Source organism: Psychrobacter sp. Ps2 (assembly GCF_022129405.1).
In the GTDB taxonomy this organism is placed as follows: Bacteria; Pseudomonadota; Gammaproteobacteria; order Pseudomonadales; family Moraxellaceae; genus Psychrobacter.
The window spans coordinates 69258-93793 of sequence record NZ_JADQAM010000056.1; the positions used below are offsets into that span (position 1 = coordinate 69258).

21 protein-coding genes are annotated in these 24536 nt (G+C 43.8%); 15 read left to right on the plus strand and 6 right to left on the minus strand.

Annotated features, from left to right (window positions below; all coding sequences use genetic code 11):
• Positions 1 to 8 precede the first annotated feature (8 nt).
• The 11 genes from catA (at position 9) to I3254_RS09110 (ending at position 11643) form a co-directional block, all read left to right on the plus strand.
• Positions 9 to 932, plus strand: a complete 924-nt coding sequence (gene catA, locus I3254_RS09060) for a catechol 1,2-dioxygenase (protein WP_238052626.1) — start codon at positions 9 to 11, stop codon at positions 930 to 932.
• Positions 933 to 1060: 128 nt separating this feature from the next.
• Positions 1061 to 2437 (plus strand): benzoate 1,2-dioxygenase large subunit, encoded by a 1377-nt coding sequence (gene benA / locus I3254_RS09065; protein WP_238052627.1) that lies wholly within the window; start codon positions 1061 to 1063, stop codon positions 2435 to 2437.
• 71 nt (positions 2438 to 2508) lie between these two features.
• Complete coding sequence (benB, locus tag I3254_RS09070; RefSeq protein ID WP_238052628.1) at positions 2509 to 3006, plus strand: benzoate 1,2-dioxygenase small subunit; 498 nt, start codon at positions 2509 to 2511, stop codon at positions 3004 to 3006.
• Between the two features lie 65 nt (positions 3007 to 3071).
• Positions 3072 to 4088, plus strand: coding sequence for a benzoate 1,2-dioxygenase electron transfer component BenC (benC, locus tag I3254_RS09075; protein ID WP_179799434.1), 1017 nt, complete (start codon positions 3072 to 3074; stop codon positions 4086 to 4088).
• A gap of 59 nt (positions 4089 to 4147) precedes the next feature.
• Complete coding sequence (locus tag I3254_RS09080; RefSeq protein ID WP_238052629.1) at positions 4148 to 4927, plus strand: 1,6-dihydroxycyclohexa-2,4-diene-1-carboxylate dehydrogenase; 780 nt, start codon at positions 4148 to 4150, stop codon at positions 4925 to 4927.
• Between the two features lie 83 nt (positions 4928 to 5010).
• The gene (benE, locus tag I3254_RS09085; RefSeq protein WP_238052630.1) at positions 5011 to 6240 is read left to right on the plus strand and encodes a benzoate/H(+) symporter BenE; all 1230 of its coding nucleotides are present in this window, start codon (positions 5011 to 5013) and stop codon (positions 6238 to 6240) included.
• 113 nt (positions 6241 to 6353) lie between these two features.
• On the plus strand, positions 6354 to 7043 hold the full coding sequence (locus I3254_RS09090) for a 3-oxoacid CoA-transferase subunit A (protein WP_238052631.1): 690 nt from the start codon (positions 6354 to 6356) through the stop codon (positions 7041 to 7043).
• 59 nt (positions 7044 to 7102) lie between these two features.
• On the plus strand, positions 7103 to 7768 hold the full coding sequence (locus I3254_RS09095; protein ID WP_101204510.1) for a 3-oxoacid CoA-transferase subunit B: 666 nt from the start codon (positions 7103 to 7105) through the stop codon (positions 7766 to 7768).
• Between the two features lie 20 nt (positions 7769 to 7788).
• Complete coding sequence (pcaF, locus tag I3254_RS09100) at positions 7789 to 9009, plus strand: 3-oxoadipyl-CoA thiolase (RefSeq protein ID WP_201579664.1); 1221 nt, start codon at positions 7789 to 7791, stop codon at positions 9007 to 9009.
• A gap of 102 nt (positions 9010 to 9111) precedes the next feature.
• Positions 9112 to 9888 (plus strand): 3-oxoadipate enol-lactonase, encoded by a 777-nt coding sequence (pcaD, locus tag I3254_RS09105; protein WP_238052632.1) that lies wholly within the window; start codon positions 9112 to 9114, stop codon positions 9886 to 9888.
• A 393-nt stretch (positions 9889 to 10281) separates the two neighbouring features.
• On the plus strand, positions 10282 to 11643 hold the full coding sequence (locus I3254_RS09110) for an MFS transporter (protein ID WP_238052633.1): 1362 nt from the start codon (positions 10282 to 10284) through the stop codon (positions 11641 to 11643).
• 260 nt (positions 11644 to 11903) lie between these two features.
• Here I3254_RS09110 and I3254_RS09115 read toward each other — a convergent pair whose 3' ends face one another.
• From I3254_RS09115 to I3254_RS09140, 6 genes are all read right to left on the minus strand, one after another.
• Positions 11904 to 12899, minus strand: a complete 996-nt coding sequence (locus tag I3254_RS09115) for a hypothetical protein (protein WP_238052634.1) — start codon at positions 12897 to 12899, stop codon at positions 11904 to 11906.
• A 204-nt stretch (positions 12900 to 13103) separates the two neighbouring features.
• Complete coding sequence (locus I3254_RS09120; RefSeq protein WP_238052635.1) at positions 13104 to 13583, minus strand: thioesterase family protein; 480 nt, start codon at positions 13581 to 13583, stop codon at positions 13104 to 13106.
• A gap of 167 nt (positions 13584 to 13750) precedes the next feature.
• The gene (locus tag I3254_RS09125; protein ID WP_179799444.1) at positions 13751 to 15439 is read right to left on the minus strand and encodes a fatty acid--CoA ligase; all 1689 of its coding nucleotides are present in this window, start codon (positions 15437 to 15439) and stop codon (positions 13751 to 13753) included.
• A gap of 169 nt (positions 15440 to 15608) precedes the next feature.
• A complete protein-coding gene (locus I3254_RS09130; RefSeq protein WP_238052636.1) occupies positions 15609 to 16811 on the minus strand; it encodes a 3-oxoadipyl-CoA thiolase in 1203 nt (400 codons plus the stop codon).
• Between the two features lie 72 nt (positions 16812 to 16883).
• Positions 16884 to 18449 carry a 3-hydroxyacyl-CoA dehydrogenase gene (locus tag I3254_RS09135; RefSeq protein WP_238052637.1) on the minus strand — a complete coding sequence of 522 codons (1566 nt, stop codon included), beginning with the start codon at positions 18447 to 18449 and terminating at the stop codon, positions 16884 to 16886.
• A gap of 131 nt (positions 18450 to 18580) precedes the next feature.
• Positions 18581 to 19357: an enoyl-CoA hydratase gene (locus I3254_RS09140; protein WP_238052638.1), complete on the minus strand. Its 777-nt coding sequence runs from the start codon at positions 19355 to 19357 to the stop codon at positions 18581 to 18583.
• Positions 19358 to 19686: 329 nt separating this feature from the next.
• Between I3254_RS09140 and I3254_RS09145 the strand changes: the two genes are divergently transcribed.
• The 4 genes from I3254_RS09145 (at position 19687) to I3254_RS09160 (ending at position 24529) form a co-directional block, all read left to right on the plus strand.
• Positions 19687 to 20841: an acyl-CoA dehydrogenase family protein gene (locus I3254_RS09145; RefSeq protein WP_238052639.1), complete on the plus strand. Its 1155-nt coding sequence runs from the start codon at positions 19687 to 19689 to the stop codon at positions 20839 to 20841.
• 137 nt (positions 20842 to 20978) lie between these two features.
• Complete coding sequence (locus I3254_RS09150) at positions 20979 to 22229, plus strand: MFS transporter (RefSeq protein ID WP_238052667.1); 1251 nt, start codon at positions 20979 to 20981, stop codon at positions 22227 to 22229.
• A gap of 226 nt (positions 22230 to 22455) precedes the next feature.
• Positions 22456 to 23301: an IclR family transcriptional regulator gene (locus tag I3254_RS09155; protein ID WP_238052640.1), complete on the plus strand. Its 846-nt coding sequence runs from the start codon at positions 22456 to 22458 to the stop codon at positions 23299 to 23301.
• A 133-nt stretch (positions 23302 to 23434) separates the two neighbouring features.
• A complete protein-coding gene (locus I3254_RS09160) occupies positions 23435 to 24529 on the plus strand; it encodes an NADH:flavin oxidoreductase/NADH oxidase (RefSeq protein WP_238052641.1) in 1095 nt (364 codons plus the stop codon).
• Positions 24530 to 24536: the final 7 nt, after the last annotated feature.

Here is a 24536-nt window from a genome sequence, read left to right on the forward strand (position 1 = left end):
AGAGAGACATGGAACGCAGCCAAATTGAAGCTTTAGCCACGCAGTTCATCAAAGGTAAAATCGATTACCCAGAGCAAGTTAATCCACGTGTGCAAGAAATCACCCTGCGCATTGTGACCGATTTGATGAAAACGATTAATGATCTAAATATCACTGCTGATGAATACTGGACTGGTGTGTCTTACATTGGCGATTTAGGCAAAGAAGCCGGCCTCTTATCACCAGGTTTAGGTTTTGATCATTTCATGGATTTAATGATTGAAGAACATATGAAAGCGGCTGGATTAGAAGGTGGCACAATACGTACCATTGAAGGGCCACTATATGTATCAGGTGCTCCTGAAGAAAAAGGCTTTGCGAGGCTTGATGATGGTACTGAAGATGAAGAAGGCACAGTGCTATTTATGCAAGGATATGTTTATGACGAAGATGGCAATCCTATCCCTAATGCTAAAGTAGAGGCATGGCATGCCAACACTTTAGGTAACTACTCTTTCTTCGATGAATCGCAACCTGACTTTAATCTACGTCGTACTATCATTACTGATGGTGACGGCAAGTATGCTTTTCGTAGTATTGTGCCACTGGGTTACTCAGTACCACCAGGTGGTATGACGGATCAAGTATTAAGTGCTTTAGGACGTCATGGTAATCGCCCTGCTCACATTCACTTCTTCGTTAGTGCTGAAGGTATGCGCAAAATAACCACGCAGATCAATATTGATGGTGATGAATACCTTTGGGATGACTTTGCTTTTGCCAGTCGTGAAGGCTTAGTACCGGAAGTCACCATGGTTGACAACGCTGATAAGCTTAAAGAAAAAGGTCTTGATAAGCCTTATGCTTCAATCGATTTCGACTTCCATCTGTTAAAAAATAGTAAAGCTGATGTACATGGTAGTGAGGTAGCACGTCGCCGTGCACAAGGTTAACGAGCACTCATATTAAATAGCACTAATTAATCACTACTAGCGACTTACGTTTGATATGCCCTCAGTTGCCGTATCAAACGTAAAATTCTAATCTCATTTAACACCGTTATTATACAAGGAAGGCAGCCATGAGCCAGCGTATCAATCTAGTACCTGAAGGATCAGACATCAGTATTGATGATTTTTTAGAAGAAAACAGCGAAAAAGGGATTTATCGTCTGCATCGTAGCGCCTTCACCAACGAAGAGCTATTTGAGCTTGAAATGAAATACATCTTTGAGAATAACTGGGTCTATTTGGCGCATGAGAATCAAGTGCCTAATAACAATGACTATTATACGTCATACATAGGCCGCCAGCCGGTGATTCTAGCTCGCAATAAAGAGGGTGAGCTGCATTGTATGATTAACTCTTGCTCCCACCGCGGTGCGCAATTATGCCGCCATAAAAAAGGCAGTAAAGCCACTTACACCTGTCCATTCCACGGTTGGACTTTTAATAACTCAGGTAAACTGCTTAAAGTTAAAGACCCAAGACACGCCGGCTACCCAGAATGTTTCAATAAAGAAGGTTCACACGACCTAAAACAAGTAAAACTGGCCAATTATAAAGGCTTTATATTTGCCAGCCTAAATGATGATGTTCAGCCAATCGAAGACTGGCTTGGTGGCTCAACCAAAATCCTTGACATGATTGTCAACCAATCCCCAGAAGGCTTAGAAATTCTACGTGGCACTTCTACTTATACTTTTGATGGCAACTGGAAACTACAAGCCGAAAACGGCGCTGATGGCTATCACGTTTCAGCCGTCCATTGGAACTACGCTGCCACTACCGCACGTCGTAAAGAAGAAGCGGCTAAAGAAGACAATATCAAAGCCATGAACGCGGGTAAATGGGGTCGTCAAGGCGGTGGTTTTTACTCTTTTGAAAACGGTCATATGATGCTCTGGACCCAGTGGGAAAATCCACAAGATCGTCCAAACTATGCCTATCGCGACGAATATATCGCAAATTACGGTGAAGCCATGGCAGACTGGATGATCGGACGCTCACGTAATTTATGCTTATATCCAAACGTCTACATCATGGATCAGTTCGGCTCGCAGATTCGTATGCTGCGCCCTATTGCGGTTGATAAAACCGAAGTCAGTATTTGGTGTATTGCACCCAAAGGCGAAAGCGATGAGGCACGTGCGCGCCGTATCCGTCAGTACGAAGACTTTTTCAACGTCACTGGCATGGCCACACCTGATGATCTAGAAGAGTTCCGCTCATGCCAAGAAGGCTATAACGGCATCAAAATGGAATGGAATGATATGTGCCGAGGTTCTGAACACTGGATACAAGGGGCAGATGAAGGGGCAGCGGCTATCGACCTCAAACCTTTAATGAGTGGCATGAAAACTGAAGATGAAGGTCTCTATACCGTTCAGCATCACTACTGGCATGAAGAGATGAAAAAAGCTTTAGCACAAGAGCAGCAGCTACATGGCGGATGCTAATAGCTATCGATATATTTATACCGTTGACCTGCCAGTTATTATGGAACTGACAAAATATAAGGATATTAATAATGAAAAATGCAACCGTTCATATTGAAGACATTCGACAGTTTTTATACCGTGAAGCACGACTCCTTGATGAAAAAAAATGGGAAGAATGGCTCACCTATTATGATGAAGACTGCCCCTTTTGGATGCCAAGTTGGGATGACGATGGTCAGCTCATCAGCGACCCACAACGAGAAATTTCGCTGATTTATTATCCGGACCGCCGTGGTCTTGAAGATCGCATCTTCCGTATTGAGACTGAGCGCTCATCAGCGACCATTCCTGATACGCGTACCACGCACAATTTATCGAATATTGAACTGCTAGAAGACAATGACGGTATCGTGACAGTGCGCTTTAACTGGATCAACAAGTCCTTTCGCTATCACGAAACCAATACTTATTGGGGCTACTCTCAGTACAAAATAGACATGACGCAAGACAGTCCAAAGATTCTAGATAAGTATGTGGTCTTAAAAGACGACTATGTGCATCAAATCATGGATGTCTATCACGTCTAATCATTATTCACTCATTACTTAATCACTAGCTTTTAATTAATACGTGTTGAAAAGGGATATTTCTCATGGAATATAATATTGCTCTACAGTTCGAAGACGGCGTCACGGGCTTCATCAAATGTGAAGCCGACGAAACAGTTGCCGAAGCAGCGTATCGTCAAAAATTTAATATCCCTGTGGACTGCCTAGATGGTGCTTGCGGTACTTGCCGTTGCCATTGTGAATCTGGCAGCTATGACATGCACCCTGATATGTATATCGAAGATGCACTCACAGAAGCTGAAGCTGAAGAAGGTTATGTACTCACCTGTCAGATGATTCCTGAAAGCGACTGCGTGATCAAAGTACCAACCTCCTCTGAAGCTTGCAAAGTTGGCAAGTCTGTATTCAAAGGCAAACTACAGCAGCTGAATGTACTGTCTGAGTCTACCATTCACTTTGGCGTCGAAGTCGATAATCCAGATGCGCTAGTATTTTTGCCAGGACAGTATGTCAATATCAGCATTCCTGATTCTAACGAGACACGCTCCTACTCGTTTAGTTCTATGCCTAGCACTAAAGAGGCAGAGTTTGTCGTACGTAATATCCCTAACGGTAAGATGAGCACATTCTTGTCAGACATTGCCCACATTGGTCAAGAGATTGACTTTGAAGGTCCATTCGGCAGCTTTTATTTGCGACCAGTCGTTCGTCCTACTTTGTTTTTGGCAGGCGGTACAGGTATCGCACCTTTCCTATCCATGCTAAAAAGCTTAGAAGTATCGGGCGCTCATCATCCTGTCAGGATGGTCTACGGCGTCACCAACGATTTTGATCTGGTAGAAGTCGAGAAACTAGAAGAAGTAAAACAAAACCACCCTTGGTTTGACTACCGCACCTGTGTCGCCACAGAAGATAGTAGTCATGAGCGTAAAGGTTATGTTACCGGTCATGTTGATAATGAGTGGCTGAACGATGGTGACGTCGATGTGTACTTGTGTGGTCCGTTAGGGATGGTGGATGCGGTGAGTAATTGGTTAGACAGCAGTAATCTAAAACCGTGCAATTTTTACTATGAAAAATTCACGCCCAGTGAACAATAACATAGCTTAGCCGTATTACTCTACTAGCAAAGCATGAGCAAGATTTTTAGGAGACTGTCATGAGTAAAAGATTTGATAATAAAGTATGTATCGTTACTGGTGCCGCCCAAGGCATCGGGCGCGGAGTCGCATTACGCTTAGCAAGTGAGGGCGGAAAAATCGTCATGGCAGACTTTTCTCCATTAGTAGAAGAGGTGCTGGCTGAAATCATTGCTAATGGTGGACAAGCCGTTACCATTCAAGCTGACCTTGAAACCCGTCAAGGTGCTAAAGAGGCTATTGATAAGGCACTTGATAGCTATGGGCGTATCGATATATTAGTCAACAATGTCGGCGGCGCAATATGGATGAAACCTTTTACCAGCTTCTCTGAAGCAGAAATCCAAAAGGAAATCAGTCGCTCATTATTTCCAACATTATGGTGTTGTCATGCGGTATTACCAACCATGGTCAAACAGCAGTCAGGCATTATTGTTAATGTGTCCTCTATCGCTACTCGCGGTATCAACCGCATACCCTATTCGACAGCGAAAGGCGGCGTGAACGCCATGACCGCATCGCTCGCTTTTGAGTATGCAAACGATGGTATCCGTGTGAATGCTGTAGCAACTGGCGGTACTGAAGCTCCAACTAGAAAAATTCCTCGTAACGCCAATCCTTTAACTGCTGATGAAAAACGTTGGATGGATGCCGTGGTTGACCAGACCATTGATCGCACCTTTATGAAACGCTACGGCACGATAGATGAGCAAGTCAATGCCATTGCATTTTTAGCGTCAGATGAATCGTCATATATCACTGGGAGTACCATTCCTGTGGGTGGTGGTGACGAAGGCTAACTACATCAACTAAGCTTTTAAGTTAGGCAATAAAGCGTTTAACTTACTACTATCTGACTAGTGCTGACTTGCAAGGAAGCAATATGGCCTCTGTAATCCAAACCTTGAAAAACGACTGGTCGCTCTCCGCATCGGTTGCAGGGTTCTTAGCGGTTCTTATTTCTTATGCGGGTCCTTTGATTATTTTTTTTCAGGCCGCACAAGCCGCACAAGTTTCAGATGCCATGATGGCGTCTTGGATTTGGGGTGTCTCCATCGGTGCTGCCATTCCTGGTATTTATTTATCTATTAAATATAAAACACCGGTTATTACAGCATGGTCCGCCCCTGGTACCGCTTTACTGGTGACCCTATTTCCACAGATGAGTATTAATGAAGCTGTTGCCGGTTATATCATCTCAGCGATTGTCATATTTATTGTTGGAGCGATAGGTTACTTCGACAAAATATTAAAATGGATTCCTAACGGTATTGCCGCTGGCATGATGGCAGGGATTCTATTTCAATTCGGCTTAGAATTATTTAAAGCCACTGATAGCATGCCATTTATCGTCTTTAGCATGCTCGGTTGCTATTTATTAGCCAAACGCTTTTCGCCGCGCTATACGATGATCTGGGTGTTGATATGCGGTGTTATCTTAAGCGTCTTACTTGGCAAAATGAACCCTGTCCATTTCGATTTAGCCGTTACCATACCTACTTTTATTGCACCTGAATGGTCGTGGAACTCAACGTTTAACCTCGCTATACCACTCATCCTTGTGAGCTTAACTGGTCAATTCTTACCCGGCATGGCTATTTTAAATCTAAGTGGCTATGACACGCCAGCCAAGCCTATTGTGAGTGTTACAAGCCTCGCCTCTTTAGCAGTTGCATGTGTCGGCGGTATTACTATCGTACTTGCCGCGATCACAGCCGCGCTTTGCACTGGTAAAGATGCGCATGAACTTAAGGAAAAGCGCTATATCGCAGGTGTTGCTAATGGCATCTTCTATTTATTTGGCGGTTTATTTGCTGGCAGTATCGTGATGGTATTTAGCTTGCTTCCAAAAGAGCTTGTCGCGGCACTGGCCGGTCTTGCATTAATCGGTGCCATTTCTGCCAATATCACCATTGCTATGAAAAATGATGAGCAAAGAGATGCAGCGTTAATTACCTTTTTGGCGACAGCATCGGGTATGAGCTTTTTGGGATTAAGCTCTGTGTTTTGGGGCATTCTTATCGGCATGATTGCTCACTATATTCTGACCAAAAAACGCTTACTACCAACATCATCTATCTCATTAACGACCTCTAATAATGAAGCCAATTAAGAGCAAGTCTCTTACGAAAAAAATTAAGTAGTGTCAGAGCAATGAGTCCAACCCATGTACCACTTATTAATTTTAAAGACACTACCTCATATGACTTTTTATAGGATATAAACATGATTAACAAAGCAGATAAAAATATCACTGACGTACTGAGTCAAATCAAAGATGGCGCCACCATCATGATTGGCGGCTTTGGCACAGCGGGTCAACCGGCTGAACTCATTGATGGACTTATTAATTTAGGCGTAAAGGATTTGGTCATCATTAATAATAATGCCGGTAATGGCGATCACGGCCTTGCCAAGCTCTTAAAAACGGGCGCTGTGCGTAAAATCATTTGTTCTTTCCCACGTCAATCGGATTCTTGGGTATTTGATGAGCTTTATCATGCTGGCAAAATTGAGCTGGAGCTAGTACCACAAGGGAATTTGGCGTGCCGTATTCAAGCAGCAGGTATGGGACTCGGTGCGGTATATACGCCCACAGGCTTTGGTACTTTACTCGCAGAAGGTAAAGAGACTCGAGAAATCGATGGTAAAAACTATGTCCTTGAATATCCGATCAAGGCTGATTTTGCTTTAATTAAAGCTTCTAGAGGCGATCGTTGGGGCAACTTGGTATACCGCAAGTCTGCACGTAACTTCGGCCCAATCATGGCAATGGCGGCTGATATTACTATCGCCCAAGTCTCCGAAACGGTTGAGCTTGGCGCGCTTGATCCTGAGCACGTTATTACGCCGGGTATCTTTGTGCAGCATGTGGTGCAAATTCAGCCTGCTAGCACTGAATATGCTAGCGCTTAACTTTCTAGCACAGCTACTACAGCCACCGCTTAATACTGCTAATTATAAGGATCATAATCATGAGCCATACTTCCTACACTGTTTTGACCCGCGATCAAATCGCTGAGCGCGCTGCACAAGATATTCCAGATGGTGCTTATGTCAATTTAGGCATCGGACTACCGACCAAAATTGCCCAATACCTACCGGATGATAAAGATGTATTTTTACATTCAGAAAATGGCTTACTAGCTTTTGGACCACCACCTGCTAAAGGTGAAGAGGATCCCGAGCTGATTAATGCCGGCAAAGAATACGTCACCATGCTCGATGGCGGTAGCTTCTTCCATCATGGCGACTCTTTTGCGATGATGCGTGGTGGTCATATCGACATTTGCGTATTGGGCGCGTTTCAAGTGGCAGCCAATGGCGACTTAGCCAACTGGAGTACCGGTGCAGAGGATGCAATACCTGCCGTTGGCGGCGCAATGGACTTAGCCGTCGGTGCCAAAAAAGTCTTTGTCATGACCAATCATACCACCAAGACGGGCGACCCTAAAATCGTCAGCGAGCTTACTTATCCTGTGACTGGCAAAAACTGCGTTGATCGCATTTATACTGATTTATGTGTCATTAATGTCACCGATAAAGGCTTAGTAGTCACCGAAATGGTCGATGGCATTAGCTTCGAAGACTTACAGGCCTTGACGGGTGCCACACTGACTGACGCTACTACAGTAAAATAATAAAAAGGATAATATCTACAATGGATAACTTAACAAACGCTTATATCATTGACGCCATTCGCACCCCTTTTGGACGCTACGGCGGCGGTCTAGCACCCGTACGTGCAGACGACCTAGGCGCTATCCCTATCAAGGCGTTAATAGAACGTAATGCTAATGTCGACTGGGTACAAGTAGATGACGTCATCTATGGCTGTGCCAACCAAAGCGGCGAAGACAATCGCAACGTCGGACGTATGTCGTCATTGCTAGCCGGCCTACCTTATCAAGTGCCTGCGACAACTGTTAACCGCTTGTGCGGCTCGTCGATGGATGCGTTAGCGATAGCGGCGCGTGCGATTAAAGCTGGTGAAGCCAATTTAATTATCGCAGGTGGTGTTGAGAGCATGAGCCGTGCGCCATTTGTGATGGGCAAATCAGGTCAGGCATTTGGTCGTAGTCAAAAGCTGGAAGATACTACTATGGGCTGGCGCTTTATCAATCCAAAGCTTGATGAGCTATATGGCACAGAGACTATGCCGCAAACCGCTGAAAATGTCGCAGAGCAATTCAATGTCAATCGAGCTGACCAAGATGCATTTGCGCTACGTAGCCAACAACGTACTGCAGCGGCGCAAAAGTCAGGATTTTTTAAAGATGAGATGACCCCTGTCGTCATTCCGCAGCGTAAAGGCGAGCCTGTCACCGTCGATACTGATGAGCATCCTCGTGCTGATACCACCCTTGAGAAGTTGACTAAACTGCGTCCTATCGTCACCGCAGATGGTACGGTGACTGCTGGTAATGCCTCTGGAATTAATGATGGTGCAGCAGCCTTCCTAGTAGCGTCAGAGCAAGCGGTTAGAGAATTTAATCTAAAGCCACGGGCACGTATTGTGGCCTCAACTACGGTAGGCGTTGAGCCACGTATTATGGGTTTCGCCCCAGCACCCGCAATGAAAAAACTGCTTAAGCAAACCGGACTGTCTCTCGATGAGATGGATGTCATTGAATTAAACGAAGCCTTTGCTGCACAAGCTCTAGCTTGCACACGTGACTTAGGGTTAGCTGATGATAGCGAGCGCGTCAATCCTAACGGCGGTGCGATTGCCCTTGGTCATCCACTCGGCGCCTCAGGTGCACGTTTGATCTTAACCGCCCTTAATCAACTGGAAAAAACAGGTAAGCGTTATGCTATCTGCTCAATGTGTATCGGAGTTGGACAAGGTATCGCGATGATTATTGAGCGTGTTGAGAGTTAAGCGTGTTGAGAATATATAGATAGCTCAAAAAATAGATGCACTCATTGATAGGCAAAAACCAATACCTTACTCACATGACAATCACAAACAAGGACGTTCATCATGCCTGAATTTGACAATAAAGATATAACGCTAAACTATGCCACTTTTGGTGATAGCAGTAACCCTGCTCTGATATTCTCTAACTCTTTAGGTACCAGCTATCATATGTGGCAGCCACAAATCGATGCTTTGCAAAACGATTATTTTATCATCTGCTATGACACTCGTGGCCATGGTAATTCTTCTGCACCAAGAGGTCCTTATAGTTTCGATCAGCTTGGACAAGACGTCATTGATTTGCTTGATTATCTGAACATAGATAAAGCATTTTTTTGTGGCATTTCTATGGGTGGTATGACTGGTCAATGGTTAGCTATTCATCATCCTGAGCGCTTTGATCATTTAATGCTATGCAATACCGCCGCGAAGATTGGCAATGAGGCAGCATGGGTAGATCGTGCGCACTTGGTACGTGAGCAAGGTCTAGATCCTATTGCCGCTACAGCCGCTCCGCGTTGGTTTACAGCAGATTTTATCGATCATTACCCAGATGTAGTCGCGGCATTGTCTAGCGCTCTCGCAGCTGGCAGTAGCGAGGGTTATGCCAGCTGCTGCGATGCACTATCTGTCGCTGATACTCGCGAGCAGTTACAAAATATTCGTGTACCAGTCACAGTAGTTGCAGGTATCGAGGATCCAGTGACAACGGTTGCCGATGGTCAATATATAGTCGATCATATTCCTAGTGCTAAGCTCGCCACTATCAATGCCTCGCATATCTCAAATATTGAACAACCTGAAGCACTTAATGAGTATATTAAATATTACCTGCAATAACGCCAATAAATGCTTTTAAAAAACACATTCATTAGCGTTGATTAATTAGGCTAATTTTATCTATTTATCTTATATTTTTAATCATCTATATATTTTTTTAGTATATGGATGATTTTCTGCGTATTCAGTATTTTCATAATAGAAATTAATGAAACTTCTTGGCGTTAGTTGTCTTACACACACTCACTGCAAGCATCATTCTTCGTATCTAATACTTTATAAGAGTACCGAATACTCTAATAAAGATAAAAGTCAACATTGTTTCAATAGAATGTTATATAGAAAACCATACCTTTTAGGTATAAATTTATACTTAGATGGTTTTTGACTTAGTACCAGTAAAACCCTAACTTGTAAAGCACGTATAAGGATATTACCCACGGAGAAAAACGAATGGAATCTAAACCCCTAAACATCAATAAAGTCATTGATGACGCCAAATTTTCCCCTTTTCATTGGAAAGTGTTGTTTTGGTGCTTACTGATTATTATCTTTGACGGCTACGACCTCATTATTTACGGCGTGGCCCTGCCATTACTTATGGAGGAGTGGTCATTGACTTCGGTACAAGCAGGTTTTCTTGCTAGCGCAGCACTATTCGGTATGATGTTTGGTGCCATGATTTTTGGCACTTTATCTGACAAAATCGGTCGTAAAAAAACAATTATGATTTGTGTCGCTCTATTCAGTAGCTTTACTTTTTTTGGTGCTTTCGCTAGCGGGCCTATGCAGTTTGCGGCTTTGCGCTTCATTGCAGGTCTAGGTATTGGCGGCGTGATGCCAATCTGCGTGGCACTAACATCTGAATACGCACCGAAACGTATGCGTAGTACTTTAGTCGCTATTATGTTCAGCGGTTATGCAATTGGTGGTATGACGTCAGCATTATTAGGATCTTTTTTGGTGCTAGATTTTGGCTGGGAAATTATGTTTTATATTGCGGGCATCCCTACTTTGCTATTGCCAATTATCTGGAAGATGCTACCTGAATCCTTGATGTATTTGGTCAAAGAAAAGCGAGAAGACGAAGCTAAAAATATCGTTCAAAAATTGGCTCCTCAAGAAAAAGTTACACCCTCTACTACGTTAGTACTAGACGAACCCACCAAAGGTGATGATGCCCCAATTAAAGCGTTATTTCTGAACAGACGTGGATTCACTACTATTATGTTTTGGGTAGCATTTTTTATGTGTTTGCTGATGGTTTACGCTTTAGCAAGCTGGTTACCAAAGCTAATGATTCAAGCCGGTTACTCATTAGGTGCTAGTATGTTATTTCTATTTGCACTTAATATTGGTGGGATGATTGGGGCTATTGGCGGTGGTGTCCTAGCTGATAAATTCCATTTAAAACCTGTACTAACTATTATGTTTGTCGCTGGGGCAATAGCATTAATTTTGCTTGGCTACAATAGTCCTCAGATTGTACTATATACGCTCATTGCGATTGCAGGTGCTACAACCATCGGCTCACAAATTCTGCTCTATACTTTTGTGGCTCAATATTATCCTACCGCTGTACGTACGACTGCTATGGGTTGGGCGTCAGGGATTGGACGTATTGGTGCTATCGTAGGTCCAATCCTAACTGGTGCGCTTCTCACCTTAGAGCTGACCCATCAGATGAACTTCTTATTTATCGCTATACCAGGTATTATCGCAGCCATCGCTATCTTCTTAGTAAATCTGAGCGCAGCGGTCGACAGCAAAGAAAGCAAACTGCAACCAACAAGATTAGATGCTTCAGCAGCGTAAAAGTAAGATTGTCTTTAAAAGTGTATTACTGTTACCGTAGCAAACACATAGCATACTATCTTTTCATAAGCTAATATAACTGGCGTTTCGACCCCGACAATTGCAACGTCAGTTATATTTATAAGAGAATTCCTAGCATATATTCTAATACCTGAATAACATGATAAGTATTGGTAAAAAATCATTAATCAAGATAATACTTCCCCACTATAACTATGAAGATGCGCCATCGTATCGCTTACTCCTCTCAACACTTCAACTCAAAAATCATATTTTGCCATTATTTCAATTTGCTGACCTGCTGGCATCCATGGGAATGTCGTCACATCCTGATTTCTCCACTCAATACCCAAATCTAAATCTGGTAAATACTCATAGATAAGGTTTGCGCTTTTTACATTGGCAGAAGTATCTGCCGCATCGTCTACATTTACCTCACCATAACGCAAGTTGCCGCGCAGCTTTTGGGTAAATTGATGCTTATATCCTACGCTATAGCCAGTTTGCGAGATAAGTTTCCCATCCTCAGCATCACAGTCTGCGCCGCCATTCATAATTAGCGGCCCGCCAACACAGATGGCAGAATAGGCACCCATGCCTTTACCATTGTATATACTGGCATGGAGTGAATCTTTACCCAATGTCAGCTTGCCAGCTAAAGAAACACCGATACCCACATCTGAACCATCTCCGTTCTCAGCATCACGAGCCGTGACAGCCACGTTATAGTCAAAGTTAGATATCTTATCTTTGTAGCTTACTACCATATCAGGTAAGCTCGCATTATCATAAACAGGGTCTTGCGCCGTAAAACGCAGCCCCTTATAAGTATAGTGCAACGTCAAATCTGGACGAATATAAGAGCCACCACCAGAAGCCGTACCCAAACCAGTACCCCAGAAGTCAAGCTGCTCCGTAGAAAGAGGTGCCACTGCCAAAAACTGACCGTTCCAAGTCTTACCAACTGTCAAATCATCAACCTGAACATAAGCATGACGCAAGCGCAGATTTGAGCCGCCCTTGGCGTAGTCACCATAAAAATCACCTTCAATGAACCCCGTAAGTTTTTTATCATCTACCGACTTGGTCGTTTTAACATTGATACGAGACTGGCGTAAATTGCCCTTAAATTCCGACTCGCCTTTATCAGGAGAGTTAAAAGCACCTTCTGCTTTGATGTAACCACCGATACTCAAAGTCGTGTCGCCTGTTGTCACAAGATCGATTGCTTGTGCAGATACGCATGTTACAACCATAGCAAAACCTACAGATAGCCTTTCTATATAAAGCATCATTCATCTATTCCCTGTTTTATGTTGATATCCTTATCAATCCCAATTGCTACTACGTTTTCTTTAATCCATAAAAATAAATAATCCCTTTATATGAAAATTAACTTCTTCTTAATAAGTACTTCCTAATTAAAAACCCCAATCATAATTTGACCGATATATTGGGTGTTACGCTTCTTGGTCAATATTCTCTAACGCAGCAATCGCGTCTTTTTGTGACTCATCGATAGGTTTTTTTTGTCCGCTCAATTTATCGAGATATACCAACACCGACTCACCGATTGCAACGACAGTTTTCTGCACCGTACTATAGTAGGTATATTCATGAATCAGACTTGAATTACCGATTTTTTTGACCTTGACGCCAATCCATAACTCATCAGGATAAGCAACCGATTTGAGGTATCGACATGACGAGGCTGCCATCACCGAAGATGTCTGTTCGTTAAATAAACCAAGCCGCCTGTTGTAGTAAATACGAGCGTTTTGAGCATATTCGTAATAGACAACGTTGTTAACGTGACCAAAAGTATCCATATCACCCCACTCCACTTGCTGAGGATAAATAACGGTAAAGTCATGCAATGGGTGATTGTCATCGCTTGTGACAATCTCTTGTATTTCTGGGAACGTAGGCGCAGCTTCCATAGTTTCTCTCTTTTTGTTAGACAGGTTTTGTTATAGAGATAATGAGTGTGACTCAGGGTACTCGTGACTCACACACCTTCCCCATTCCTAGCATTTAGTCAAAAGCTAGGGTTTATACAAGTTCTCACTTTTGTCAGAGTCGATTTGATGGTGACCGGATTGTTTGACTAGATGAGATTTTCTGAGTACATCGAACGCATACGTTTTTTATCGAGTTTACCGACGCTGGTTTTTGGCATGTCTGGCAAAAACCTCACTTCACTTGGCACACCGTATTTTGGCAGATGACCTCTCTCTACTGCTTGATGACCCAATGCCAAAATATCTTCCATTTTTGTGTCGACATGGTCTGGTTTTAGCACGATCAATGCCAAGGGACGTTCGCCCCAACGCTCATCTGGCACACCAATCACCGCGATATCAGCCACGCTGGGATGAAAGGACAAAATGGTTTCAACCTCAAGCGAAGATACCCATTCACCGCCAGATTTAATGACATCTTTGAGCCTGTCTGTGATGCTTAGCGTGCCATCAGCAGTCATGCAGGCGATGTCTTGAGTATGCATCCAGCCGCCTTTCCATAACTCGTTACCTGCATCAGGATTTTTGAAATAACTTTGTGTCAACCACGGCGCGCGTATCACAAGCTCGCCTGTCGATTTGCCATCCATGGGTTGTGGCTTACTGTTTTCATCCCAGATTTCCATCGAAACTAGCATAATGGGTGAACCTGATAGGCAACGATAATTGAGCTGTTCTTCTATGGACATTGCAGTTGTTTTATCATTGAATACTGCTCTAGCTAATACTGGACAAGATTCTGACATTCCAAAACCAGGCATAAACTCTACACCCATATCAATAGCATTCTTAGCCAAGCCTTTATTTATTTTAGAACCACCTACCATCAGCTTAAGACCATTAAATTTGCGTCCTCGGGCTGCCATCTCCTTGAGTAACATTTGTAAAATTGTTGGAACGCCATGTGATAATGTAACCTTATGATTTTCAATCAGGTCAACCAGTGCCCCTGGATTGTATCGCCCTGGATAAACTTGCTTGAGTCCTATCATGGTGGCACCATATGGCCAGCACCATGCATGAACATGGAATAACGGCGTCATTGGCATATAGACATCGTTATAGCGAACACCTTGACCTTCAGCATTGAGCGCTGTTGATAGCGTACTTGCCATCGTCTGTAGTACAATCTGTCGATGGGTAAAGAAAACGCCTTTTGGATCGCCTGTCGTCCCACTGGTATAGAATGTCGTAGCAATAGTGTTTTCGTCAAAGTCTGGGAAGTCAAACTCGTCACTAGCAGCTGCTAATAGCGCCTCATATTCGCCATCGACATAGTCAGGCAGCTCAGCTTCATTACCGCCTGCTTTATCATTCTCTACATCATCCGCCCAAATTACATGTTCGATAGAAGGCGTGTCGTCGCGGTAGTTTTTAATCATCGGCGCAAATTCAGCATTCAATAACAAGGCTTTTGGCGCAGCATGATTGACGGTGTATAGCACTTTTTCTTCAGACAGACGCACATTAACGGTTTGCAAAATCATGCCCGACATTGGTACTGCAAAGTATGCCTCAAGGTAACGATGACTGTCCCAATCCATGACCGCGACCACATCACCTGCCTGCAAACCCATGTTTTTTAAGACATTGGCCAAGCGATTAATACGCTTAAAAAACTCAGCATAGGTATAAGTGACTTTGTCCGCATAGCTAATGGTTTGGTTGGTGGAAGCAATCTTAGCGCGGTTTAGTAGCTGTTTGATAATTAACGGAAACTCATACGCTTCTTCGGCTTGATGGTAATTATCGTGTTCGTTGAGTATGGTTGTCATAGTATCTTCCTTGATAATAAATTTTTCTTGATATAGTCAATTTTCTATAAAAGAGTGACAGCGTTAACCTCACTTGAAGTATCACAGTTACATCTGCGCTCGGTTGCATTGTCTCTCTTTTAAACTGAATCAACTATAATCAATAATGGGGCGAGCGTGTTTTTGAGTCTTAGACGCGTTCTATCACCATGGCAAGCCCTTGCCCAATACCAATACATAAGCTGGCCACGGCATATTTGCCACCCGTACGCTGTAGCTCTCGAGCGGTACTCAAGGCGATTCTTGCACCTGATGCGCCAAGCGGATGGCCGACAGCGATGGCTCCACCATTGGGATTGACACGCTTATCATCAAAGTCAATATCCAACCCTTTTAGACAACCAAGCACTTGAGAAGCAAATGCTTCATTAATCTCAATAACAGACATGTCCTCGAGGCTCAAACCAGCACGCTTTAGTGCCAGCTTGATCGCTTCAACAGGACCCACGCCCATGATATTGGGTTCAACACCCATTGCACCTGATGATAGGATCTTGGCAATCGGTTTAAAGCCTAGCTTTTTCTCTGCTTGCTTTGAGCCGATAATGAGCGCAGCTGCACCATCATTGATGCCAGACGCATTACCTGCGGTGACGATTCCATCTTTGTTTAAAGGCTTGAGCTTTTGTAGTGCTTCAATATTAGAGCTGGCACGCGGATGCTCATCATCTATGACTACTTTTGCGGGCAATTTCTTACCTTGGGGTACGGTGATAGGTGTTATTTCATCGTTAAAAAAACCTGCTTGCTTGGCAGCTTGGTACTTGGCTTGCGATGCTGCTGCAAACTTATCGGCTTCCTCGCGCGTAATACCATACTTCTGCGCGACATTATCGCCCGTCTGCGGCATGGTATCACTGCCAAACTGCTCAATAATTTTTGGGTTGGGGAAACGGCTACCAATGGTTGTATCAAATACTTTGAAGTCACGGCTAAAAGGCTGTTCTGTCTTGGCAAATACAAACGGCGCACGCGTCATCGACTCGACCCCACCTGCTAAAATAATATCCCCTTCGTTGCACGTAATACTGCGAGCAGCATCGACAACAGTAGACAGACCTGATGCACATAGACGGTTTACTGTCTGACCTGGGGTAGTTACATCCAACCCTGCTAACAAAGCCGCGTTACGCGCGATGTTACGAGAGTCTTCACCTGCTTGGTTGGCACTGCCTAGCAACACTTCATCAAAGATATCAGCAGATAGTTGGTGCTTTTCGACCAACGCTTTCATCACGGTAGCAACCAAATCATCAGCACGTACGGTTGCTAATGCGCCAACATAGCGACCAAAAGGACTTCTTAATCCATCATAAATATAGGCATCTAACATAACGTTTCCTTGTCGTATTTTTAACTCTGAATAATAGTTTTATGGTTTGGCAATATTGCTGTGTCGTCAATATTAGTATTTGGTCTGCTGAGTAAACAATGACATATCAAGCTTGGCGCGGCGTTGCAGCCAAGGGCTTGGACGATAACGTGGGTCACCTGTCAGCCCGTAGATGCGCTCTAAAATAAGCAGCACACGCGAGGCCCCAAGATGATCGCCCCAAGAAATAGGACCATATGGATAACCTAACCCAAGCTTGACAGCATTATCGATGTCTTCAGGTGAAGCAATCCCTTGCATGGCAATGTCACAACCGAGATTAATCACCATAGCGACCACACGTTGTGCCACAAAGCCGATGCTTTCGGAAATCAGCGTGGCACCGACCATAGGCTGTGTGGTTGCTTCACTGTCATCCAAGCTTTTACCAAATAACGTATAGGCTTGTGCGATAAATGTCTCCTGCGTGACGAGACTTGGCATCAAAGTACGATGCTTTGCTAGTCCAGTGAGCATATCAATGGCAACGGCTTGCTTAGGATTAACTTGATAACGAATGGCAGCATTGGTCGTATCTTCGCCATAGGGTGCGAGCAGCACCAAACTATCAGGGTTTGGCTTGTCGTTGTCATCGATAGTGATACCCTGAGATTTTAGGTAATCGACCAACTGAGTTTTGTCTTCTACCAGATCAGCCCCAACCCAAACTGAGGTGATGACGGCATCAGATATGAGTGCTTCGGACGACTGATCTTGAGCAGTGGCCGTTGACAACTTCTGACCGTTTTCATAGTGATAGAACCCTGCACCAACCTTACGACCAAGCTTTTTACCTACTAGCATTTGACGGGTCAGTGGATGCGGGCGATAACGCGCTTCGTGATAGAACTGGTTGTAAATCGACTCCATCACGGGGTGCGATACATCGATACCAGTGAGGTCTAACAGCTCAAACGGCCCCATACGAAATCCTGCGCCTTCACGCAAAATTTGATCAATATTCTCAAACGTTGTTACCCCTTCACCTAGTATTTTTAACGCTTCTGTACCGTACGCTCTACCGCCATGATTGACGATAAACCCTGGTGTGTCTTTTGCTACCACACCTAGATGACCCATACGTTTGGCCAAATCGGAGAGAACGTCAACCACTGATTGCTGAGTAGACAGACCTGGAATGACCTCTACAATTTTCATTAAAGGGACTGGATTAAAGAAGTGAAATCCTGCCACGCGCTCTGGATAATCACAGTCAGCAGCAATGGCGGTCACTGATAAGGAAGAGGTATTGGTCGCCAAAATAGTATCGGCGGTGACCACACCTTCTAACTGGGCAAAAAGCTGTTTTTTGATGTCTAGATTTTCGATAATGGCTTCAACCACTATCTCAGCAGTCGCAATTTGGCTAAGCTCTTGTAGTACGGTCAAATTACTTAAAATATCCTGTAGCTGCTCATCGGTAAACTTGCCTTTAGCAGTAAGTTTTTCGAGGGTACTTTGCAAGGATTGTCGTCCTTGTTCAGCAGCGCCTGATTTGGCGTCATATAACAGTACTTGGATACCAGCTTGAGCAGCAATTTGAGCAATACCCATGCCCATAATACCAGTGCCTATAATGGCAATTGTGTTCACAGTCATAATAACTCTCTACATGATTTGCTATGAAATTTCGGTTCAAAGGTGATAACTTGCTTCAAAAGTGATCACAATGTGGCTCTGAATTCACATGCTTATGAATTAACGTGCTTATGAATTAACGCAGCTATGGATTAATACCCTTTGTACTCTGCAGGACGCTTTTCCAAGAAGGCTGTAGCGCCTTCTTTTTGGTCGTGAGTATTGAACAAAATCTGGAAAGCCTTACGCTCTAGAGCCAACGCACCTTCTAAAGGCATATCAATACCTAGATTTGCCACTTCTTTGATTTGCGCTAAGGCAATGGGAGAGTAATGTGATAGCTGCTCAGCAATCTCAATGGCGCGTGTGATAGTAGCCTCATCTTCAACGACTTCAGATACCAGCCCCATTGTGTCCGCCTCATCAGCGCTGATCATATCGCCCGTTAGTACCATTTTCATGGCCTTATGTTTGCCAATCGCGCGAAACAAACGCTGCGTTCCGCCAGCACCTGGCATGAGTCCTATCTTGATTTCGGGTTGACCAAATTTGGCAGACTTGCCTGCGATGATGATGTCAGCATGCATGGCCAACTCACAGCCACCGCCCAGAGCGTAACCATTGACGGCAGCAATAATAGGCTTTCGGCAGTTAGTGATGGCATTCCAATAGCGTTCACTATGACGCAAGTACATATCCACTGTGCTAGTAGTCAAAAAATCGTTGATATCCGCACCAGCGGCAAACACCTTGTCACCACCAGTAAGGACGATCGCTTTGGTTTGTGAGTCATCATTTAATTGAATGAACAGGTCTGCCATTTGTTGGCGTAGCTCACTGTTTAGTGCATTGCGCACTTTGGGGCGATTAAGTCTAACGACACTCACGCCCTCTCCTTTTTTCTCACAAATAATGAGCGGCTCTTCCATGATCGACTCCTTAAACATCATTTTTGTATAAAATACAAACACTCTAGCAAAGCATTTATTTTAAATATTAAATATCGCTATGCGGTATTTAATATCAATATATACTGTTTATTTTGGTTTGTGAAGTAGAAAAAATAGATAATTTAGAATAAAATCGGGATAAAAGGTTGTATTAAATTATATAAATACCGCAATGCGGTTTTTTAAACCAAAACTATTGTAATTTAATAATTCATCGATTATGCTGTTTATCCAAGGACGTCACATTATTTATTACAGTCACAGAGCCGATATTGATATCAGGCATCAATCAAACAAGGAAGATTCATATGATTAGAGATAAAGAGACCCTCGACCACATCACCCAAACCATTCGTAACTTCGTTAACGATCAACTTGTCCCTATGGAACATTGGGTTGCCGAAAATGACCGTCTTCCAGAAGAGATCATTGAGCAAATGCGAGAATTAGGGCTTTTTGGACTGACCATACCCGAAGAATACGGCGGACTTGGTGTCACTATGGAAGAAGAAGTCACACTGGCATTTGAGTTAGGACGTACCTCCCCTGCGTTTCGCTCATTAATAGGGACAAATAATGGTATTGGCTCATCTGGCCTAGTGATTGATGGCACTGAAGCACAAAAGCAGAAATATCTACCTCGGTTGGCCAGTGGTGAAATCATCGGTTCGTTCTGTTTGACCGAGCCGGAGTCAGGATCAGATGCCGCCTCGTTGAAAACGACCGCTATTAAGGATGGTGATACCTATATCATCAATGGCACCAAGCGCTATATCACAAACGCCCCGCAGGCTGGCGTATTCACTGTCATGGCACGCACCGATCCACAAAACAAACGCTCTGGCGGTATTTCAGCATTTATTGTTGAAAGCGACACGCCTGGTATTACTTTGGGCAAAATTGATAAAAAAATGGGTCAAAAAGGCGCGCATACCTGTGATGTGATCTTTGATAATTGCGTCGTACCGGCGGATGCACTCATTGGCGGTGTTGAGGGGGTTGGCTTTAAAACGGCCATGAAAGTTCTTGATAAAGGGCGCTTGCACATTGCAGCAGCCAGTACTGGAGCCGCCACTCGCATGCTGAATGATGCACTCAACTATGCCGTCGAGCGTAAGCAATTTGGTCAACCGATTGCTAGCTTTCAGCTTATTCAGGGCATGCTCGCTGATTCAAAAGCAGAAATCTATGCTGCCAAATCCATGGTGTTAGACGCTGCACGTCTGCGTGACGAAGGCAAAGACATCGTGACTGAATCCTCATGCGCCAAAATGTTTGCCACTGAGATGTGTGGTCGTGTTGCTGATAGAGCGGTACAGATCCATGGCGGTGCCGGTTATATCGCAGACTACGGTATTGAGCGTTTTTATCGTGATGTACGTCTATATCGTTTGTATGAAGGTACCACACAAATTCAGCAAGTCATCATTGCCCGCAATATGATTAAAGAGGCCAGCGAGTAATCCCTCCCACTTTTTTATCCTTCAAAATGCACGGCGGTATTTGCTAGGATGCTGATGCCTTCCATTTCCACCACTACGTATCAAATTAGTTTTCTATTCTCACAACGATAAGGATATAAATTGTGAAAAGTGTCGCTATAACTGCAGATCCAAGTATAAGCTCCACCCAAAAACAACCTTGGAAACTGGCTTTTGTTTTTTGTTTTTTGGTTTTATTATGTGATGGAGCCGATGTCGGTATCCTTGCATTTACTCTTTCTAGTTTAAAACTAGAGTTTGGATTGACTAATGTACAAGCTGGCGCTTTGGGTAGCTGGTCGTTAATTGGCATGGGAATTGGTGGTTTTTTCGGTGGTTGGGCCTGTGATCGCTTTGGACGGGTGCGTGTTATGGTGACTGCTACAGCCCTGTTTGCATTATTGTCTGGCTGTGTTGGATTTGCTCAAACTTACGAGCAGTTCATAATTCTACGAGTAGGCGCTTGCATAGGTCTTGGCAGCTTATATGTTGCTGCTAATACTTTAATGTCAGAAATGGTACCTACCCAGCATCGAACCACTGTGCTCGCAACAATAATGACAGGTTATACTTTAGGGTCTCTAGTTATCAGCAGTCTTTCAGCTTGGATCATTCCTGATTACGGTTGGCGTATGATTTATTTCATATCATTTATACCAATTATTTTATCAGTCTTAATGCATTTTACATTATCTGAACCACAGTCTTGGAAAGAGTCTCGTGCCCTAAAACTCAAAGGTTTGAATAGTACTATTGAAAAGCGTAAAAACTCTTATAGAGCTATATTTGAAAGTCCTAGACATCGCATAATGTTTATTTTGTGGACTATGAGCTCAACTCTTTTACTCTTTGGTTATTTTGGTGTCAGTAACTGGCTACCTACTTACTTAGAAACCGAATTAGGTATCAATTTTAAAGAAATGGCTATCTACATGGCAGGTACCTATTTGACTATGATGTTTGCAAAAGTAATAGCAGGTCTACTGGCTGATAAGATTGGACGTAAAATAGTATTTGCCTTTGGTACGATGGGCACAGCCCTATTTATTCCAGTATTAATCTATATGCACACTCCAGAAAATATTGGTTGGTTAATGATTGCTTTCGGTTTCTTATATGGTATCCCCTATGCCATTAACGCCACCTATCTAACCGAAAGTTTCCCTACAGCTATTCGAGGTACCGCAATGGGTGGATCATATAATATTGGACGTATAGGATCAGCTCTTGCCCCTCTTACGATCGGTTATATGGCCATGCATAACTCTATTGGCGCAGGTTTATTACTTATGGCAGGTGCATACTTCTTATGTGGTCTTATCCCTACTTTATTCATTAAAGAAAAGCAGTACGATCCACAAGAAGCCTAACCATACCTCTTATAACGACTATTGCTACCGTTCATACTGCATAGCGAAACAATATATCTTCGTTATGCTATGCTGAGAATGAGAATGTGAAAGTAAATTGATATAATATAATTAAAGAGACAGTAGGTAACTGTGAGCTGATATTAGCTCACAGAATGCTATGAATAATAAAGTTTTGTGATTTTATAACGCTTGTATGAATTTGATTGGGGATAATAGACGACATATGACTAATGATACCCTTACCGATGAAGACGCTAACAACGAGATGCATATTGAACTGTTAGAACCCATTGCAGAGATGAGAGATAAAAATGACCGACAGTTTGTCACAGCGTTGGCTCGAGGGTTAGAGCTGCTGCGTTGTTTTACCCCGCAGCGACCTTATCTAGGCAACCAAGACCTAAGTCAACTGACAGGCCTTCCTAAAGGCACCATTACTCGTCTGACCTATACGTTGGTCAAATTGGGATATTTAAAACAATCGACCAATAGTAGTAAGTACCAGCTTTCGACAGGGGTACTAAGCTTTGGTTATACCATGATGACTAATATCTCTATCAATAACCTTGCGACTCCTTATATGGAAGAGCTGGCAGACTATGCCAATAGCGCCGTTGCCATGGCTACTCGTGATCGACTGATGATGGTGTATCTCAACGTTGTGCAAGGCCAAGGGACCACGACCATGCAACGCAATGTCGGCTCTTATTTGCCTATTCATTTAAGTTCGATGGGGAGAGCCTGTTTGGCGAGTATGCCACCTGCTGAGCAAGAGTTTATCCTTAATGCCATTCGTAGTAAGTATAAAGATGATTGGCTAAAGATTAGACGAGGATTAGATAAAGCCTTTCAAGACTATCAAGACTACGGCTATTGCTTTTCAATTAGTGAATGGCAAAAGGATGTCAACGCGGTAGCCATTGCGCTGATGCACCCCACAGAAGGCTTGCTCACTTTTAACTGCGGCGCACCAAGTTTTATCCTTAGTCGTACCAAACTAGAAGAAGATATTGCCCCTCGCCTACTACATATGAAAAATATGATTGAGAGTAATCTATATATTAGCTAGCATCACTCAAATGTGCCCCATGAAAATAACGATTCATCTCCACCAACTATTCAAGCGATAGTCATATAAGTCATTCATATCGTTTTGGCATTTTATTTTCAGTGCCTTTAGCCGTGTTTTTTAAGGATTCACCATGAGCCAGCTTTTTTCGCCTTTGAAACTTGGGCAACTCACATTAGATAACCGTATTATCATCGCACCCATGTGTCAGTACTCTGCCAATGATGGCGCGGCAAGTAATTGGCATACGATCCATTTGGGCCAAATGAGTTTGAGCGGCGCAGGACTACTTATTTTAGAAGCAACAGCGGTCAATCCACAAGGACGTATCAGCTATGCTGATTTAGGTTTATGGGATGACAGGACGCAAGCGGCACTGGATAAAACGCTAACAGCAATCAGACAGTACAGTCCTATGCCAATAGGCGTACAACTTGCCCATGCTGGGCGTAAAGCGTCAACCGAAAAGCCATGGGACGGCGGCGGTTCGATTGCCCCTGATCAGTTAAATGGCTGGCAAACGATCGCACCGTCGGCGCTTGCCTATGACGAAAACTCTACTGTACCCACAGCAATGGAGCAAAATGACATTGATGCGCTAGTAAGTGATTTTGTGAATGCGGCAAAACGTGCAGATGCGTTGGGCCTTGATTTGATTGAACTTCATGGGGCGCACGGTTATCTATTACATCAGTTTTTATCGCCACTTTCTAATAACCGTGATGATCAATACGGCGGCAACCTTGAGAACAGAATGCGCTTGTTACTTGAGGTGTTTACAGCGGTTCGGACTGAGTTTTCAAACAATAAGCCAGTGGGTGTGCGTGTGTCTGCAACCGATTGGGCCCAAGGCGGCTGGGATCTCACCCAAACGATCGAGCTGGCTAAAGCATTGGAGGCGTTAGGCTGTGACTATATCCATGTGAGCACCGCAGGACTTAGCCCAGACCAGCAGATCCCTGTAGAGCCTAGCTTCCAAGTGCCTTTCGCAACCGCGATAAAAAAAGCGGTAGATATACCCGTCATCGCAGTGGGCTTAATCACCGAAGCCGAGCAAGCGCAAAGCATCATTGCTGAGCAGCAAGCGGATGCGGTTGCATTGGCACGCGGTATACTTTATGACCCGCACTGGCCTTGGCACGCTGCTGCCGAGCTTGGTGCAACCGTCAAAGCGCCCAAACAATATCTGCGCTCAAGTCCGCATGGTAGGCCCTCTCCGATAGAGTAACTGTGTA

What these genes read in the sequence shown, in the direction of transcription:
- catA (WP_238052626.1), top strand. Translation starts at nt 9, where the DNA reads ATGGAACGCAGCCAAATTGAAGCTTTAGCCACGCAGTTCATCAAAGGT.
- benA (WP_238052627.1), top strand. Translation starts at nt 1,061, where the DNA reads ATGAGCCAGCGTATCAATCTAGTACCTGAAGGATCAGACATCAGTATT.
- benB (WP_238052628.1), top strand. Translation starts at nt 2,509, where the DNA reads ATGAAAAATGCAACCGTTCATATTGAAGACATTCGACAGTTTTTATAC.
- benC (WP_179799434.1), top strand. Translation starts at nt 3,072, where the DNA reads ATGGAATATAATATTGCTCTACAGTTCGAAGACGGCGTCACGGGCTTC.
- I3254_RS09080 (WP_238052629.1), top strand. Translation starts at nt 4,148, where the DNA reads ATGAGTAAAAGATTTGATAATAAAGTATGTATCGTTACTGGTGCCGCC.
- benE (WP_238052630.1), top strand. Translation starts at nt 5,011, where the DNA reads ATGGCCTCTGTAATCCAAACCTTGAAAAACGACTGGTCGCTCTCCGCA.
- I3254_RS09090 (WP_238052631.1), top strand. Translation starts at nt 6,354, where the DNA reads ATGATTAACAAAGCAGATAAAAATATCACTGACGTACTGAGTCAAATC.
- I3254_RS09095 (WP_101204510.1), top strand. Translation starts at nt 7,103, where the DNA reads ATGAGCCATACTTCCTACACTGTTTTGACCCGCGATCAAATCGCTGAG.
- pcaF (WP_201579664.1), top strand. Translation starts at nt 7,789, where the DNA reads ATGGATAACTTAACAAACGCTTATATCATTGACGCCATTCGCACCCCT.
- pcaD (WP_238052632.1), top strand. Translation starts at nt 9,112, where the DNA reads ATGCCTGAATTTGACAATAAAGATATAACGCTAAACTATGCCACTTTT.
- I3254_RS09110 (WP_238052633.1), top strand. Translation starts at nt 10,282, where the DNA reads ATGGAATCTAAACCCCTAAACATCAATAAAGTCATTGATGACGCCAAA.
- I3254_RS09115 (WP_238052634.1), bottom strand. Translation starts at nt 12,899, where the DNA reads ATGGTTGTAACATGCGTATCTGCACAAGCAATCGATCTTGTGACAACA.
- I3254_RS09120 (WP_238052635.1), bottom strand. Translation starts at nt 13,583, where the DNA reads ATGGAAGCTGCGCCTACGTTCCCAGAAATACAAGAGATTGTCACAAGC.
- I3254_RS09125 (WP_179799444.1), bottom strand. Translation starts at nt 15,439, where the DNA reads ATGACAACCATACTCAACGAACACGATAATTACCATCAAGCCGAAGAA.
- I3254_RS09130 (WP_238052636.1), bottom strand. Translation starts at nt 16,811, where the DNA reads ATGTTAGATGCCTATATTTATGATGGATTAAGAAGTCCTTTTGGTCGC.
- I3254_RS09135 (WP_238052637.1), bottom strand. Translation starts at nt 18,449, where the DNA reads ATGACTGTGAACACAATTGCCATTATAGGCACTGGTATTATGGGCATG.
- I3254_RS09140 (WP_238052638.1), bottom strand. Translation starts at nt 19,357, where the DNA reads ATGGAAGAGCCGCTCATTATTTGTGAGAAAAAAGGAGAGGGCGTGAGT.
- I3254_RS09145 (WP_238052639.1), top strand. Translation starts at nt 19,687, where the DNA reads ATGATTAGAGATAAAGAGACCCTCGACCACATCACCCAAACCATTCGT.
- I3254_RS09155 (WP_238052640.1), top strand. Translation starts at nt 22,456, where the DNA reads ATGACTAATGATACCCTTACCGATGAAGACGCTAACAACGAGATGCAT.
- I3254_RS09160 (WP_238052641.1), top strand. Translation starts at nt 23,435, where the DNA reads ATGAGCCAGCTTTTTTCGCCTTTGAAACTTGGGCAACTCACATTAGAT.